Below are 15,960 nucleotides of genomic sequence, written 5' to 3'. Positions count from 1 at the left end.
ATATATGGTGGAGTAAAAATTTAAGGTACCATCAATAGAGATGTCTAAAAATAAAATTACAGCTGTTCTTGGTCCAACAAATACCGGCAAAACCTATCTTGCAATAGAAACAATGCTTTCTTTTGATTCGGGAATGATTGGATTTCCATTACGTTTACTTGCACGAGAGGTATATGACAAAATTATAAAAAAAATAAGCTCTGATAAAGTTGCATTAATCACGGGTGAAGAGAAAATAATTCCTCCTAATGCAAAATATTTTCTTTGTACAGTAGAATCGATGCCAATCAATAAGCATTTAGATTTTGTGGGTATTGATGAAATACAAATGTGTGCAGATCATGAGAGAGGTCATATTTTTACTGATAGATTGTTAAATCTTCGTGGCGAAAAACTAACGATGTTTATGGGCTCTAGCACTATTAAAAATATAGTTAATAAATTGAATGAAGACACTGAGTTTATAAATAGAGAAAGACTTTCAAAACTTACCTATGTAGGGCATAAAAAAATATCAAGAATAAATAGAAAAACTGCAATAATAGCTTTTTCAACTGAAGAAGTTTATGCAATTGCTGAACTTGTACGTAGACAAAAAGGTGGAGCAGCTATTGTTATGGGCTCTCTAAGTCCAAAAACAAGAAATGCTCAGGTTGAATTATATCAATCAGGAGATGTTGATTTCCTAGTTGCAACAGATGCAATTGGTATGGGAATTAATATGGATTTAGAAAATGTATATTTTTCAAACCTTAAAAAATTTGATGGTAAAAAATTAAGACGTCTTAACATGTCTGAGATCGGGCAAATTGCTGGAAGAGCAGGTAGATATTTAAATGATGGTAGTTTTGGAGTGACTGGAGACTGCAAAGATATTTCAGCTGAGGAAGTAGAATTACTTGAAAATCATAAATTTGAAGAAATTAGAATGTTATTTTGGAGAAATTCTAATTTAAATTTTAATAACGCTTTAAGTTTAATTAAATCACTTGAAGAAAAACCCAATAAAGATTGGTTAAGGAAAATACACGAGTGTGGAGATGAAAAAGTATTAAAATATTTTTTAAAAGATATGGAAGGTAACAAAATTGAAAACAACAGAGAAACACTTGAATTACTTTGGGAGTGTTGTCAAATTCCAGACTTTGTGAAAAAAACATATGGAAATCATATTGAAGTTGTTGGCAAGGTATTCAATTTTTTAAATAGTAATTATGGTAAAATTACCAATGATTATATGAGATTACAGTTGATGAAATTAGATAAATTAGAAGGAAATGTAGATTCTTTGTCAAATAGAATTGCAAATGTTAGAACTTGGTCTTATGTTTCCAATAAAATTAATTGGGTTGAAAACCAAGATTATTGGATAGAAAAAACAAAACTATTAGAAGATAGATTATCAGATAGACTACATGAAGAGCTTACAAAAACATTTATTGATAAACGAGCCAGCGTACTTGCAAGAGGCTTAAACCAAGATATGGATTTTAAAACTGAAATAATGGAAAACGACAAAGTAATAATTGATGAGCAGTTTATTGGTGATTTAAAAGGTCTAAAATTTGAAATGGACTTAAAGGTTGGGGCTTTAGAAACTGACATTAAATCATTGAAAAAGGCAGCAAGACAGACTGTGGGGCCCGAGCTTCAAAAAAGAGTTCAGTTAATCATAGAAACAGGACTAATTGAATTAAAAGATGATTTTAAAATCTATTGGAAAAATTTTCCTATTGCAAAATTAGTAACCGGAAAAGATTATTTAAATCCAGATATACTTTTAATAGTAGATGATCTTTTAGAAAATAATGACAAACAAAAATTATCAGAATTTATTGAAAAATGGGTTAATGAAAAAATTAATTTAATACTAAAAAGTTTAATTGATCTAAGAAATTTAAAAGAAAGTAACTCATCCATTAAAGCTTTAGCTTATCAATTGTATGAAAACAATGGTGTAGTTAAAAGAGAAATGGTTACCGAATACTTAAAAAAACTTGGGCAAGATGAAAGAAAAATTTTAAGAGACTTAGGGGTGAAGTTTGGGCGTTATCATATTTTTTTATTCAAACTATTAAAACCTGAAGCAGTTTCTTTAAGAACTTTATTATGGAAAAATTTTAACCAAAAGTATTTTGAGTTGACGCCACCTACGTTTGGTTTAAATTTTTTAGATGACAAAAATAAAAGAAATAAAAAATTTATGCTTTTATGTGGATTTGAAAATTTTGATAATTATTTTGTTAGAATTGACATCTTAGAGAGATTATTTATGCTAATTATTAACGCTAGCCCCGAAAAGGATAAAGAAATTAAACTAGTACCAGAGATGCTTAATTTATTAGGATGTAGTAAAGATAACTTTAAGAAATTGATTGAAAAAATGAATTATAAAACTTTAGAAAAAGACAATGATATGTATTTTAAATATAATCCAAAAAAACAAATTAAAAAAACTTTTAAAAAAATAGATACTTCAAACAGCCCATTTAAAGTATTGAAAAACTTAAATTTGAATTAATGATTAGCTTTTTTAAAAATAAAGAAAAAAATGAACCTCAGGATAACTCTTATTCTAAAATCGCTGCCTTGCTAATTCATGCAGCAAAAATAGATGAGGCTTATGAAAAAAAAGAAGAAGATATTATTAAAGAAACGCTTATTGATTTAGGCGCACCGGTCTCTGAGATAGATAAAATTATGTCTGAAGCAATAATTGTTGAAGATAACTCAAATCAAATATTAGATTTTACAAGAGAAGTAAAAAATGTTCCAGATTCTGATAAAATTAAAATAATTGAGTCATTATGGAAAATCATCTATTCAAACGATAGTGCTGACATTTATGAAACAAACTTAATGAGAAGACTCTCAGGTTTACTATATGTGGATGCCAAGACAATGGGAGACTTGAAGTTAAAAGTAAAAAGTGAATTGGGAAAATGACATACGTTGTAAATGATAAATGTATTAAGTGTAAACTAATGGACTGCGTTGAAGTCTGTCCTGTTGATTGCTTTTATGAAGGCAAAAATATGCTTGTAATTAAACCGGAGGAGTGTATAGATTGTGGCGTTTGCGAGCCAGAATGTCCAGTAGATGCGATAGTAGCAGATACTGAGTCTGGGAGCGAAAAATGGCTTGAACTAAATACAAAGTATTCTGAAATTTGGCCAAATATAACTATTAAAAAAGATCCTCCAGAGGATAATGAAAAATATAAAAATGAAGAAAACAAGTTCGACAAATATTTTAGCGAAAATCTTTAAAAAAACTCCTGGGAAAAAAGTAAAAAAAAAAACTAAAACAAAGGTAGCAAAAAAGCCTACGCTTCCTAAAGCTAAAGTTGTAAAAAAAAAAATTCCAGTAAAAAAAACTAAAACAATAAAAGCAACTCCAACTAAAATTAAAAAAAATTTAAAAACAGTCTCTAAAAAAGCTGTTCCAGAAAAAGTAGAAATTAAAACTGATAATTTAAGAATTTCAAAAAGTAATGAAGTTAAGCCTGAAATTAAAAAGGTAAAAAAACAAGAAACAGAAAAAAGAGAATATAAAGTTAAAGATTACGTTGTTTATCCAAAACATGGCGTTGGCCAAATTACAGAGTTTAAAAAAATTAACATTGGTGGAATTGATGTTGAAACTTATGTTCTTAAATTTGAAAAAGACAAAGCCAATGGTATGGTTCCTGTAAATAAGCAATCTCATCTTAGACCTCTTGCAACAATAAATCAGGTCAATAAATGTATATCTATTTTAAAAAGCAAGCCAAAAATTAAAAGATCTATGTGGAGTAGAAGAGCACAGGAATATGAAGCAAAAATTTCTTCAGGCAAAATATATGAGCTTGCAGAAGTTGTTAGAGATTTAAATAAAGGTGACGACTTAATGGTTGATCAATCATACAGTGAAAGACAGTTGTTTGAAAAAGCTTATGAAAGAATTTTATCTGAATTTCAAATAGTGATGGGTGTATCATTAGAAGATACCCAGAAAAAATTAGATAAAGCTTTAAAGAGAAATTTGGAGGGCCAAGCAAAAGCTGTGGCTGCACCAACTAAGATTAAAGAACCTATCACAGAACCTGACACAGACTCAGAGCCAATTACCGATACTGAGGATTAAAAATTAGGGCAAAAAAAAACGCCTCTCACACATAACGTTATGAGAAGCGTTTTTTGAAAAGTCTAAGATACTATCTTTTTCTTTTCTTCGCTTTTTTAGCTTTTTTAGCTTTTTTCTTAGTTTTCTTTTTAGCTTTTTTAGCTTTTTTTCTTGTAGCCATCTTTAGCTCCCTGTTTAAGTTAAACGAATCAAAGTGATTCGCTGTTAACTTATTTTTATTTTTTTATACAAGTGATGTCAATTCATTAATTAATTGGCAAATTACAAATTTATTTTTTAAAAAAAAGTTTTTTTTAATATTTTTGTTATGTAAAAAACATTAACGTTTATGCGACTTATAATGTGTTTTATAAAAATTAATTAAAAAGTTTTTCTAACTCATTTTGATAAGTTTTTATAATTTTATATCTTTTTAATTTTAAAGTAGGGGTCATCATATTGTTTTCAATTGTAAATTGATTTTTAATTACAAAAAACTTTTTTATTTTTTCTATTTTACTTAAATTTTTATTTATTTTTTCTATTTCTATTTTAATTTCTTCATTCTTTATATTTTTATATTCTGAGCTTAAAACAATTAAACAAACTAGATAAGGTTTATTATCACCATAAACTAAACTTTGCTCTATGTAATTAGATTTATTTAAATCACTCTCTATTTTGATTGGAGAAATATTATCTCCACCTGGAGTTATAATTATATCTTTTTTTCTATCTGTTATTTTTAAAAACTCGCCATCAAACTCTCCAATGTCACCTGTAGATAACCATCCATTCTTTAAAACTTTATTTGTTTCTTCTTCATTATTCCAGTAACCCAACATCACATTTTCTCCTTTAACCAGAATCTCACCATCATTTGCAATTTTAACTAAATTTCCCCTAAATGGTTTGCCCACAGTTTCTACCTTGATTTCATTAATAGAATTACAGCTTACTACAGGAGATGTTTCGGTTAATCCGTACCCTTGTAACGTTGGGAGACCAATTGCATTTAAAAAGCAACCCACTTGTTTGTCTAACGCTCCTCCTCCTGAAATAAATGCCTTTAAATTTCCACCAAATTGTTCTTTGATTTTCTTTCGTACTAAAAGATCACAAACAAAATTTATTAAACTTTCTATTAATGAAAATTGCACTCTATTTAATTTCTTATTTCCAAGTTTGATGGTTTGATTGATTAAGAATTTTTTTATTCCTGTAGCTTTACTAAAATTAGTATTTATTTTTTGATGTAAATTTTGATAAAATCTAGGAACTGCTGTCATTATCTCAGGTGAACAATTTTCCATATTTTTTATAAGTTTTTCTATACTCTCAGCATAGAATACCTGTGCTCCCACGACTATTTGAACAAATTGGACTGTATGTTCATATGAATGAGAAAGGGGTAGCCATGTCAAAAATTTAGGTTTTTTTGAGACAAACTCTTTTAATAAACCAAGGGCTCCCTCACAATTGTTTAAAATTCCACCATGGCTTAATACAACTCCTTTTGGATTTCCCTGGGTACCAGATGTATAAATTATACAAGCAACATCTTTTCTTTGAATTTTTAATTCAGAAAAATTTAAGGAATTAAAGTTTTTATTAGCAAAAATTTGATTAATCCTTACATGAAGTTCTTGGTCAAATTCTTCAATTACATCAAAAAAAATAATTTTTTTTATAAATTTTTTTTTAGGTATAATATTTTTTACTTTTAAATACTGTGTCTTATCAGAAATGATTAAAACAGTTGGTGTACAATCATCAATTATATACTCATAGTCTCTTTCTACATAAGTTGTGTAAGCTGGAACTGTTATGCCCTCTGAAAGCATAATAGATAAATCTGATATCATCCACTCTGGTCTATTTTCTGATATTAACAAGCATCTATCACCTTTTTTTATATATCTTGATATTTCCTCAGAAAGTTTAATGACATTTGAATACACATCCTCCCAAGAATATTTTTTTTCAACTTCTTTTAAGGACTGTAAAAACACACTTGTTTTATCTTGTGTAAGATACTGTTTATAAAATAGTTCTAATAAATTATTAATTTTGTTTATTTCCATAAAATATTGGTGGGCGAAGAGAGAATCGAACTCTCACTTCTTGCGAAACACGATTTTGAGTCGTGCGCGTCTACCAGTTCCGCCACTCGCCCTTTGTTTTCCTTATTATAACTATAAAATTAAATAGTATAAGAACATAATTTATATTAAAAACAAAAAAATGCTTAATGAATTATATCAAAAAACTTTAAAACTTGCTGCCCACAAGAAGTCAAATACTTATCTTGCAATTTTATCTTTTACTGAAAGTTCTTTTTTTCCAATCCCACCTGACGTTATGATTGCTCCAATGGTTATTGCAAAAAAAAATGATTACTTAAAAATTTTTTTAATAGCTACTTTATTTTCTTCACTTGGAGGTATCCTTGGATATTTCATTGGATCTTATTTTTTTGATCTTGGAATGATTGTAGTAGAATTTTATAATTATGAAGAAAAGGTAATTAATCTTAAAAATAGCTTATCTGAGGGAAGTGGTCTTTATGTGTGGCTTGCTACATTATTTCTTGCTGGGTTTACGCCTTTGCCCTTTAAAGTATTCACAATAACAAGTGGTATGATTGGTTTTAATTTGCCTATATTTTTCATTATTTGTCTATTTTCTAGAGGGTTGAGATTTTTTATCGTCTCATACCTATCATATAAATTTGGTGATATTTTTAGCAAGTTTATGAAAACTGATGCTGCAAAATGGTTTACAATTTTAGGTATTATAATTGTATTAATTTTTACCCTAATATATTTTGCAATTAAATAACACAAACATGATTAACCGAAAAACTACACTTCATCTTATATTGTTATTCAGTATTTTTGCTCTTTTAACAGCCTATTTTATTGAACATATTTTGGGTCATCAACCGTGCAATCTTTGTTTAATTGAAAGAATACCTTATGTTGTTTCAATAGTTATAATTTTACTTTTTATTTTTATTCAAAAGTTTGAAAGATTTTTTTTAATAATTCTAAGTATTACATTTATTATAGCATTCACTATTTCGTTTTATCATTTTGGAATAGAGCAAGGCTTTATAAAAGAGTCTTTAGTTTGTGACCTAAATTCTAATAATGCAGATTTGACTAAAGAAGCTCTTCTAAATCAGCTAAAAGAGGTTACAGTTAGCTGTAAAGATGCAACGTTTAAAATTTTAGGATTATCTCTTGCTACAATAAATATTTTTATCTCTTTAATAATCACAACTATAACTATAAAACTTTTCTTAACTTATGAAAAAAACAAATAAAGAAAAAGTAAAAGAATTTATTCGAGTTGATCATGCAGGTGAACGAGGTGCAATAAAGATTTATGAAGGCCAATTACTAGCTCTAAATACATTTGTTAAAGATGAAAACCTTAAAAAGAAAATTGAAGAAATGAAAATTCACGAAAAAGAACACTGTGAATATTTTGAAAATGAAATTAAAAAAAGAAATATAAAACCTACAAAGTTTTTACCTTTATGGGATTTGCTTGGTGTAGGACTTGGTTTTGGCTCAACAATGCTGGGGAAAAAAGCTGCTATGCTATGCACTGCCTCAGTGGAAGAAGTAATTGACGAACATTATCTAAATCAAATTAATGAGTTAGAAAACGATGAGAAAAAATTAAAAAAAAAAATAATTAAATTTAGAGAAGATGAGCTGCATCATAAAGATATAGCCTATAAAGAAGGTGCAACTAAAAAAGGAATGTATTCTATTCTGGATAAATTAATTAAAACTGGATCAAAAATTGCTATTAATATTTCTGAGAAAATTTAATTAAGCTTCTAACTCAACATCCCAATACAAATAATCCATCCAGCTCTTGTGTAGGAAATTTGGTGGGAAATTTTTACCATTTTTATGTAGGTCTTCTGTAGATGGCTGATATGGCTTTTGATTTAAGCTCATATCCAAATTTTTTAATAACCTTCCACCTTTTTTTACATTGCATGAAGAACAAGCAGTTACAACATTATCCCAGTTGGTTTGTCCACCTTTGGATCTTGGAAGTAAATGATCAAAAGTAAGATCTTCACCACTTCCACAGTATTGACATGAAAATTTATCTCTTAAAAAAACATTAAATCTTGTGAAGCTAGGATTAGACTGTGGTTTTATAAAACTTTTTAATGCAATAACACTTGGTAATCTCATATTAAACGATGGGCTCCTAATAACTCTGTCATAATTACTAACTATAACAACTCTATCCAAAAAAACAGATTTTATAGAATCTTGCCAGCTCCATAAAGACAATGGATAATAACTTAAAGGCCTATAATCTGCATTTAACACTAGCGCAGGACATTTTTCTAAAGACAAATTCTGATCGTTAAAAATCATTATAAAAAACTCTAACTGAAAAAAAATAATTTATCAATAAATAGAATTTAATTATATTTGAAAGTTATTTTTAATATAATTTAAAGCCGCGCTTGATGCCTCAATAGGAATATGATGTTCACAATTCTTTATCATTTTGGTTTCAATTTCAATATTATTTCTAATTAGGAAATCTTTTGCCTCTAATAAAAATGTTGGTGACACAACTACGTCTTGATCACCATGTATCAATAGCATTTTAGTAGAAGAAGATTTTCTCATACTAAGATCATCTTGATTAATTATCTTACCAGAAAAACCAACAATACAATTATAATTTTGATTGCTAGTTAAACCTAAATTAATAGACATCATGCATCCTTGACTAAATCCTGATAAGCAAATTTGAGAATTATTAAGATTATATTCACTTTTAACTTCTTCAATATATTTTTGGAGTTTATTTTCTGCTTTTTTAGATTCTTCTAGAATATAACTTGGATCATCTTTAGTTAAATCAAACCATTGAAAACCTGCTGGGTTAATTTTACATTCTTCATGACCATCTGGACATAAAAAAATAGTATTAGGCAAAAATCTTTTCCAATTTAAGGTCAACATACTTATGTCTTTCCCATCACCCCCATAACCGTGCAGTAAAATAATAGCATTTTTAATTGGTATATCTTTTTCTGGCTTAATAATTGTAGTTGATAGACAAAGTGTCATAGATGTTTTTATTATGTTTTTTTTATTAAAAATTATTCTACAATAGTTTCATGATAACAGGAACATTAGTTAAAATTTTAGGTATTGTGCTTTTAATAGTTGTAGCAGTCGTCTTGATCTTAGGAATTGGAACTTTGTTCAAAGGTGGCGAAACTAGCAAAAAATATTCGAATAAACTGATGCAGCTAAGAGTGTTGCTGCAATTCATTGCTATAGTAGCATTGGTTAGTTTTGCTTATTTCTTTAAAGATTAATCGTATTGTTTTAGCCAATTAATAAAATCCAAATTATTAAAATCAATAGATCCCATAATACGCCCAAACTCTTCACCTTTTTTATTAAATAAAATAGTTGTAGGAACTCCCCTTAAAGAAAATTTTTTAGCCAAAGTAATTGGCGCATCAAAATATATCTCTAGATTTTGAATATTTAGTTCTCTAAAAAAAGAATCTGATTTAGAGAAATTTTCCTGGCCAATATTAATAGGAAAAATTTTTAAGTTATCAAAATTACTATTTGACTGTAAGTCATCTAGAGATGGCATCTCCTCTCTGCAAGGAGCACACCAAGTAGCCCAAAAATTCAATATTAACAATTTTCCTTTAAAATCATCTAAATTTACATCATAATTATTTGAGTCTTTAAAAACTACTCCCTCATATATTTTTGTATTTTTTGATAAAACTAAATTTTTTATATTAGGTTTTTCTAGTGCATAACTAATGTTGCTAGTTATTAGGTAGATAAATATTAATAATAATTTCATGCTAAATATGTATAATTAATTATCATGGTAAAAAATAAAAACAATATGGCAATATGGGGATCAAGAATAAAGAAAGATGCCTCAACTTTGTTTCAAAAAGTTGGTAATTCAATAGATATTGATAAAAAGCTTTTTCAAGAAGATATTTTAGGATCAATCGCACATGTTGAGATGTTATTTAGACAAAAAATTATTTCTTTTAAAATTAAGAATAAGATAATTTTTGGACTTAATAAAATTGAGAAAGAAATTTTAAAAAATAAATTTGAATATAATAAAAAATATGAAGATATTCATATGAATATTGAAAAAAGATTATTTCAAATTATAGGAGAAGAGGCTGGATATGTTCACACGGCTAGATCTAGAAATGATCAGGTAATTACTGATTTTAAAATGTGGACGACTTCAGCAACTAAAGAAATTAATAAGAATTTAGACAATATTATTAAAACCATTCTCAAAATTTCAGAAAAAAATATTGAAACCATAATGCCTGGGTTTACTCATTTAAAAAATGCACAAGCTGTATCTTTTGCGCATTATTTAATGTCTTATGTAGAAATGTTTAATAGGGACAAAAAAAGATTTACCCATAATTTAGAAAGTTTATCAGAAAATCCTTTGGGTGTTGCCGCTTTAACAGGTACTTCTTTTAATATTGACAGAAATTTTACTTCAAAAAAACTAGGCTTTAAAAGACCAACAAATAATTCAATTGATACTGTTGCAGATAGAGATTTTGTTCTAGATTTTTTATATAGCGCTTCTGTTTGTTCAATGCATATTTCAAGAATTGCTGAAGAGCTTATTATTTGGAACTCTGATGGATTCAACTTAATTGCACTTTCAGATAAAGTGGTAACTGGTTCTTCGATAATGCCTCAAAAGAAGAATCCTGATTTGTTAGAATACTTAAGAGGGAAAACTGGAATGGTTTATGGAAATTTATTTTCAATGCTGACAATTCTTAAAGGACTTCCCATATCTTATTTTAAAGATCTTCAAGATGACAAAGAAATACTCTTCAAATCTAATGAAATCCTTAATAATAGTATTGCTATTCTTAATGAGGTTTTAAAAAATCTAAAGCCTAATAAACAACAAATGTTAGACCTTGCTAACTCAGGCTATATTACAGCTACTGACTTAGCTGACTATCTTGTTAAAAATCATTCAATGCCATTTAGAAAAGCGTATCAAACTACAGCTTCTATTGTGAATTATGCAGAGAAAAAAAAGAAAAAATTGAATGAATTAAATATTGACGAACTAAAGAAAATTGAACCAAGGCTCACAATTGAAGTTTTAAAGATATTTAATGTGAAAAACTCTGTTAACTCTAAAAAATCTTATGGCGGAACGTCTTTTGATAATATCAAAAAAATGATAATGAAATATAAAAAGACTTAAAATGATAAAAAAACTAATTTTAATTTTTATAATTTGTTCTTTCTTGTTTTCATGTGGAAAAAAAGGAGATCCTCAATATGAGGGGAATGAAATGGTTTTTCCAAAGTCAGTAGATTGATGAAATATATAAATAAAAACTTAACAATTGAAAAAGTTAATGTTCAAAAAATAGCAAAAAAGTTTGGTACACCAACTTATTGTTATTCACACAAACGGCTAACAGAAAATATAAAAAAATTTAAAAAAAATTTTAGCTCTTTTTCTCCATTGATTTGTTTTGCTGTCAAATCCAATACTAATGTAAATCTGATAAGAGAAATTAGAAAATTAGGGCTAGGTGCTGATGTTGTTTCAATGGGTGAGTTAATGATGGCTCTAAAAGCAGGTATAGACCCAAAAAAAATTGTTTTTTCGGGCGTGGGTAAAACTTCAAAAGAAATAAGTTATGCAATTGATAAAAAAATTTTATTAATAAATGCTGAGTCTAAAAGTGAAATTATTGAAATTGAAAAAATTGCAAAATCAAAAAAAAAAATAGTTAATATAGGTATTAGACTTAATCCCAATACAGATGCTAAGACATTAAAACAAATTTCAACTGGAAAAAAAGAAAATAAATTTGGTGTAGATGAAAAAACTTTTTTTGAATTAGTAAATTTTACAAATCATTCTAAAAATATTAACCTTAAATGCTTAAGTGTTCATATTGGTAGTCAAATTTTAGATCACAAACCATATGAAAAAATGCTCAATGTAGTGAATAAAATAATAAAAAAAAGTGGTCATATCTTTGAATTTATTGATCTAGGTGGGGGCATGGGTATTTCTTATGAAAAAAATAGTAAAAAACTTAACTATCAAAAATATAACATTGCTATACAAAAATTTTTAAAGGACCAAAAAACAAAAATAATATTTGAACCTGGTCGATCTATAGTTGGTAATATTGGATTTTTAATTTCTCAAGTTATTTATATAAAGGAAAATACTAAAAAAGATTTCATCATATTAGATGCTGCAATGAATGATCTTATGAGACCTGCATTATATGGTGCAAATCACCAAACTATACCTGTAGTAAAAAATAATAGAATTTCAAACAAAACTTATGAATTTGTAGGACCAATTTGTGAAAGTACAGACAAATTTACAACTATAAAAGGTTTTCAGAAATTAAAAGAAAAAGATCTTGTGATAATGTGTGATGTTGGAGCTTATGGAATGTCACTAAGCTCAAATTACAATGTAAGACCAAAACCAGCAGAATTAATAATTAAAGGATCAAAGATTAATATTATTAAAAAAAGACAAAAACTAAAAGATTTGATTTAGTTTTTGATTAATATGATAAGAAATTTTTTATTTTCATTATTTTTTTTCTTAGGAATAGTTTTAATTTCCATAATTTTCTTGCCAGCAATTTTACTACCAAAAAAAATAGTTTTATTTGGTGGAAAAATTATGGGCTTTTGGACTTCTTTATGTTTAAAAATATTTTTATCAACAAAGATAATCATTAAAGGTAGGGAAAACATAATTAGAGGAAAAAAATTTTTTATAGCTGCTTCACACCAGTCAATGTTTGAAACTTTTTTTTTACAAACTATTTTTAATTCTCCTGTTTTTATTTTAAAAAAAGAATTGCTAATGATTCCTATATTTGGCTGGTATTTAAAAAAAATAGGGTCAATTTCAATTAAAAGAAATAAAATTTCTAAAGAAAACTTAGGTTTTTTCGATGATATTTCTAAACAAGTGAAATTATCTGAAAGACCTTTAATAATTTTTCCACAAGGAACAAGACTTTCTACAGAAGATAGAACTCCTTTTAAAAAAGGATCTGGTAGAATTTATGAAGAATTAAATATTCCATGCCAACCAATCGCAATCAATTCTGGTAATACCTGGCCAAAACATGGTTGGAAAAAAATTAATACCACTCTAACTGTTTCAATTTTAAAACCTATTGAACCTGGACTAAGCAAGGAAATTTTTACAAAAGAATTGGAAAAAACTATTTATACTGAACTTGATACTTTAAGCTAGCCTTTCATAGGCATTACAACAAATATACTGTCAAAATCGCCTGGATCTTTAATTAATGCCGGAGACCCAGTTTCATTGAAAAAAATTTCAATCTTATCTCCATCAAGTTGTGCTGCTACATCAATTAAATATCTAGAATTAAAACTTATTTCTAGATCATGATCAAACTTTACAGTTAAACTTTCTTTTCCATCACCACTATTTGTGTTGTTAACTGATAAGTTTAAAACGTCTTTTGACAAATTAAATTTAACTCCATCTTTTTTATCTAATGAAACTGAAGCAACTCGATCAACAGAGTCTAAAAATAATTTTAAATCTATTTCTAACTTCTTTTGATTATTCTTAGGTATTACCTGAATATAATTTGGAAATTTTCCATCAATTAACTTAGATATTAATATACTATTATTTAATTCAAATTTTATTTTAGATTTAATATTTGAAATTTTAACATCACCATCATAACTTTCTAACAATGAGCATAGTTGAAAAATTGTTTTTTTAGGAAGTATTATTGGTTCAAAATCTACTTGCTGGTCTAATCTTATTTTTGAAATAGACATTCTATGACTGTCTGTAGCTGCTGCTGTTAAAAAATTTTTATCTTCAGTTTGTGTTTGATGAAAAAAAATTCCACTTAAATAGTGTCTTGTTTCATCATTTGAAACTGAAAATTTACATTTATTCAATAATTTCAATAATTGTTTTGATTTTATAGAAAATTCATTTTGATTAAAGTTTTCATCTGTTAGTGGAAACTCAGATGCACTAATACAATTTAAATTAAAAACAGACTTTTCAGACTCAACTTGAAGTTTGCTAACGTCTGTTAAAGATAAATTAATTTTTTTTCCTGACGAAAATTTTCTTATGATGTCATACATAATAGATGACGTGGTAGTTGTGTTTCCTTCTTCTATAACTTCTACATTGTTAATTTGATGAATAAATATTAAATCTAAATCGGTTGCTGTAATTGTTAGGTTAGAATTACTCGCATTTAATAAAACATTTGACAAAATAGGGAGTGTGCTTCTTTTTTCAATTACGCCTTGGCAATAATTAAGTGCTTGTTGCAGATCTTGTTGATTAACGTTAAATTTCATTTTCTTTATTATACAATATCTGATTTTTTAGATTATTAATATTGTTTGTCATTTCTGGATCTTTTTCCTTCAATTTTTCAATGGTTTTAACTGAATGAATGATTGTTGTATGATCTCTATTAGAAAATTCTCTTCCAATTTCAGGTAATGACTTAGATGTCAAAATTTTTGTTAAATATATTGCTGTTTGTCTTGGTCTTACAAGATATCTAGATCTTCTTGAAGAAAGCATCTCACTTTTACTAATTTTGAAGAACTTACATACGGTTGATTGTATTAAATCTATTGTTACTTTGTTTTCTCCAATATTTAATAGATCTTTTAAAACTACTTTAACCTCTGATAAATTTGGAACTTTGTTGTAAATTCTTGAAAAAGAAACAACTCTATTAATTGCTCCTACTAACTCTCTAATACTTGTGGTTATTTCTGTGCTTATAAATTTTTGTATTTCTTCTGAAATATTTACTTGATTTGAGTAAAAAATGTTTAGTTCCTCTGTTTTTTGTTTAACAATTTTACTTCTAAGTTCATAGTCAGGTTTTTGTATATCTACAACAAGACCTCCAGCAAATCTTGATTTAATTCTATCTTGGATTCTTGATAATTTGTTCGGAGCTCTATCGGCAGAGATTATAACTTGTGAGCCTTTATCTAATAGTGCATTAAACGTATGAAAAAACTCTTCTTGCATTGCTTCTTTACCATTCATGAATTGAATATCGTCTATCAATAATATGTCAGTATTTCTAAAATACTCTTTAAACTTCACCATATCATTAGATTTGATTGATTTTACAAACTGATACATAAATCTCTCAGCAGAAATAAACATAACTTTGTTTTTTTCTTTTAATGAAAGACCAATTGAATTTAATAAATGTGTTTTTCCCATTCCAACTCCTCCATAAATATAAAGTGGATTATAATGAGAAATATTTTCTGAAACTTTCATGGATGCTTCATAGGCAAGTTTATTACTTGTTCCTGTTATAAAATTATCAAATCTTTTATTTGGGTCTATTCTGTTATATTGCAAGTATGTATCTTTAATGAATGATACGTTTTCATTATTTTCATTTTTAGTAAAATTATTTTCTATCTCATTTTCAGAATTTTTTTCAATAATCTTAAACTCTATTCTTGTTAAATCTTTCTTATACGTTTTTACTATTTGCAAAATTTGGTCTAAATATCTTGAAGTAATCCAGTCTCGAATAAATCTAGTAGAAACCGAAAGTAAGACATAGCTATTCATCTCTTCAACAAAGTCTATCTTTCTAAGCCAGCTTTCATATATATCGCTACCTAGCTTATTTTTCATATCCTTTTGAATTACAGCCCAATCTAAAGCTTCAGATGAAACATCTTTTGTACTTTGTGTTGTGTTGTTGCTTGTCAT

General features: G+C 27.3%; 17 protein-coding genes and 1 tRNA gene. 11 read left to right on the top strand and 7 right to left on the bottom strand.

Features of this window, described 5'->3' with window-relative positions; translation table 11 throughout:
• The first annotated feature begins 40 nt into the window (after nt 1-40).
• From AC5SLN_RS00090 to AC5SLN_RS00075, 4 genes are read left to right on the top strand one after another with little or no spacing between them, the layout of a single operon-like run.
• Nucleotides 41-2,521 (top strand): helicase-related protein, encoded by a 2,481-nt coding sequence (locus AC5SLN_RS00090; protein WP_494593455.1) that lies wholly within the window; start codon nt 41-43, stop codon nt 2,519-2,521.
• On the top strand, nt 2,521-2,946 hold the full coding sequence (locus AC5SLN_RS00085; RefSeq protein WP_006997481.1) for a tellurite resistance TerB family protein: 426 nt from the start codon (nt 2,521-2,523) through the stop codon (nt 2,944-2,946). Before AC5SLN_RS00090 ends, AC5SLN_RS00085 begins: the two co-directional genes overlap by 1 nt.
• Nucleotides 2,943-3,269 (top strand): ferredoxin FdxA, encoded by a 327-nt coding sequence (gene fdxA / locus AC5SLN_RS00080; RefSeq protein WP_494593453.1) that lies wholly within the window; start codon nt 2,943-2,945, stop codon nt 3,267-3,269. The genes AC5SLN_RS00085 and fdxA overlap by 4 nt, the downstream gene beginning before the upstream one ends.
• The gene (locus AC5SLN_RS00075) at nt 3,211-4,125 is read left to right on the top strand and encodes a CarD family transcriptional regulator (RefSeq protein ID WP_494593451.1); all 915 of its coding nucleotides are present in this window, start codon (nt 3,211-3,213) and stop codon (nt 4,123-4,125) included. The genes fdxA and AC5SLN_RS00075 overlap by 59 nt, the downstream gene beginning before the upstream one ends.
• A 356-nt stretch (nt 4,126-4,481) precedes the next feature.
• Here AC5SLN_RS00075 and AC5SLN_RS00070 read toward each other — a convergent pair whose 3' ends face one another.
• Both AC5SLN_RS00070 and AC5SLN_RS00065 read right to left on the bottom strand, forming a co-directional pair.
• Nucleotides 4,482-6,188: an AMP-dependent synthetase/ligase gene (locus AC5SLN_RS00070; protein WP_494593449.1), complete on the bottom strand. Its 1,707-nt coding sequence runs from the start codon at nt 6,186-6,188 to the stop codon at nt 4,482-4,484.
• A 7-nt stretch (nt 6,189-6,195) separates the two neighbouring features.
• Nucleotides 6,196-6,280, bottom strand: a tRNA-Leu gene (locus tag AC5SLN_RS00065).
• Nucleotides 6,281-6,348: 68 nt separating this feature from the next.
• On the opposite strand from AC5SLN_RS00065, the gene AC5SLN_RS00060 reads away from it, so the two are divergent.
• The 3 genes from AC5SLN_RS00060 to AC5SLN_RS00050 are packed head-to-tail and all read left to right on the top strand — an operon-like array spanning nt 6,349 to nt 7,949.
• Nucleotides 6,349-6,945, top strand: a complete 597-nt coding sequence (locus AC5SLN_RS00060; RefSeq protein ID WP_006997486.1) for a YqaA family protein — start codon at nt 6,349-6,351, stop codon at nt 6,943-6,945.
• A 7-nt stretch (nt 6,946-6,952) separates the two neighbouring features.
• On the top strand, nt 6,953-7,432 hold the full coding sequence (locus AC5SLN_RS00055; protein ID WP_494576920.1) for a disulfide bond formation protein B: 480 nt from the start codon (nt 6,953-6,955) through the stop codon (nt 7,430-7,432).
• Entirely contained in the window at nt 7,416-7,949 is a 534-nt protein-coding gene (locus AC5SLN_RS00050) for a demethoxyubiquinone hydroxylase family protein (protein ID WP_494593447.1), read from the top strand. The genes AC5SLN_RS00055 and AC5SLN_RS00050 overlap by 17 nt, the downstream gene beginning before the upstream one ends.
• Here the strand turns inward: AC5SLN_RS00050 and AC5SLN_RS00045 are convergent, their stop codons facing one another.
• Nucleotides 7,950-8,516 (bottom strand): HNH endonuclease, encoded by a 567-nt coding sequence (locus tag AC5SLN_RS00045; protein WP_006997489.1) that lies wholly within the window; start codon nt 8,514-8,516, stop codon nt 7,950-7,952. It lies immediately after the preceding gene.
• Nucleotides 8,517-8,567: 51 nt separating this feature from the next.
• Complete coding sequence (locus AC5SLN_RS00040) at nt 8,568-9,224, bottom strand: alpha/beta hydrolase (protein ID WP_006997490.1); 657 nt, start codon at nt 9,222-9,224, stop codon at nt 8,568-8,570.
• 50 nt (nt 9,225-9,274) lie between these two features.
• Here AC5SLN_RS00040 and AC5SLN_RS00035 point away from each other — a divergent pair, with 50 nt between their 5' ends.
• On the top strand, nt 9,275-9,478 hold the full coding sequence (locus AC5SLN_RS00035; RefSeq protein ID WP_018413748.1) for a twin transmembrane helix small protein: 204 nt from the start codon (nt 9,275-9,277) through the stop codon (nt 9,476-9,478).
• Here AC5SLN_RS00035 and AC5SLN_RS00030 read toward each other — a convergent pair.
• A complete protein-coding gene (locus AC5SLN_RS00030) occupies nt 9,475-9,990 on the bottom strand; it encodes a TlpA family protein disulfide reductase (RefSeq protein ID WP_006997492.1) in 516 nt (171 codons plus the stop codon). The genes AC5SLN_RS00035 and AC5SLN_RS00030 overlap by 4 nt on opposite strands.
• 24 nt (nt 9,991-10,014) lie before the next feature.
• On the opposite strand from AC5SLN_RS00030, the gene argH reads away from it, so the two are divergent.
• From argH to AC5SLN_RS00015, 3 genes are all read left to right on the top strand, one after another.
• Nucleotides 10,015-11,403, top strand: a complete 1,389-nt coding sequence (gene argH / locus AC5SLN_RS00025; protein WP_494593444.1) for an argininosuccinate lyase — start codon at nt 10,015-10,017, stop codon at nt 11,401-11,403.
• Nucleotides 11,404-11,520: 117 nt separating this feature from the next.
• On the top strand, nt 11,521-12,735 hold the full coding sequence (gene lysA / locus AC5SLN_RS00020; RefSeq protein WP_271626690.1) for a diaminopimelate decarboxylase: 1,215 nt from the start codon (nt 11,521-11,523) through the stop codon (nt 12,733-12,735).
• A gap of 12 nt (nt 12,736-12,747) precedes the next feature.
• A complete protein-coding gene (locus AC5SLN_RS00015; protein WP_494593443.1) occupies nt 12,748-13,449 on the top strand; it encodes a lysophospholipid acyltransferase family protein in 702 nt (233 codons plus the stop codon).
• Here the strand turns inward: AC5SLN_RS00015 and dnaN are convergent.
• On the bottom strand, nt 13,446-14,558 hold the full coding sequence (dnaN, locus tag AC5SLN_RS00010) for a DNA polymerase III subunit beta (protein ID WP_494593441.1): 1,113 nt from the start codon (nt 14,556-14,558) through the stop codon (nt 13,446-13,448). The genes AC5SLN_RS00015 and dnaN overlap by 4 nt on opposite strands.
• Nucleotides 14,548-15,960: a chromosomal replication initiator protein DnaA gene (gene dnaA / locus AC5SLN_RS00005; protein ID WP_271498742.1), complete on the bottom strand. Its 1,413-nt coding sequence runs from the start codon at nt 15,958-15,960 to the stop codon at nt 14,548-14,550. The genes dnaN and dnaA overlap by 11 nt, the downstream gene beginning before the upstream one ends.

The sequence above is a fragment of the Candidatus Pelagibacter sp. PS_31 genome (assembly GCF_059417865.1).
The sequence above is the reverse complement of the archived record's forward strand: the minus strand, read 5'-3'. Positions and strand labels throughout refer to the sequence as shown.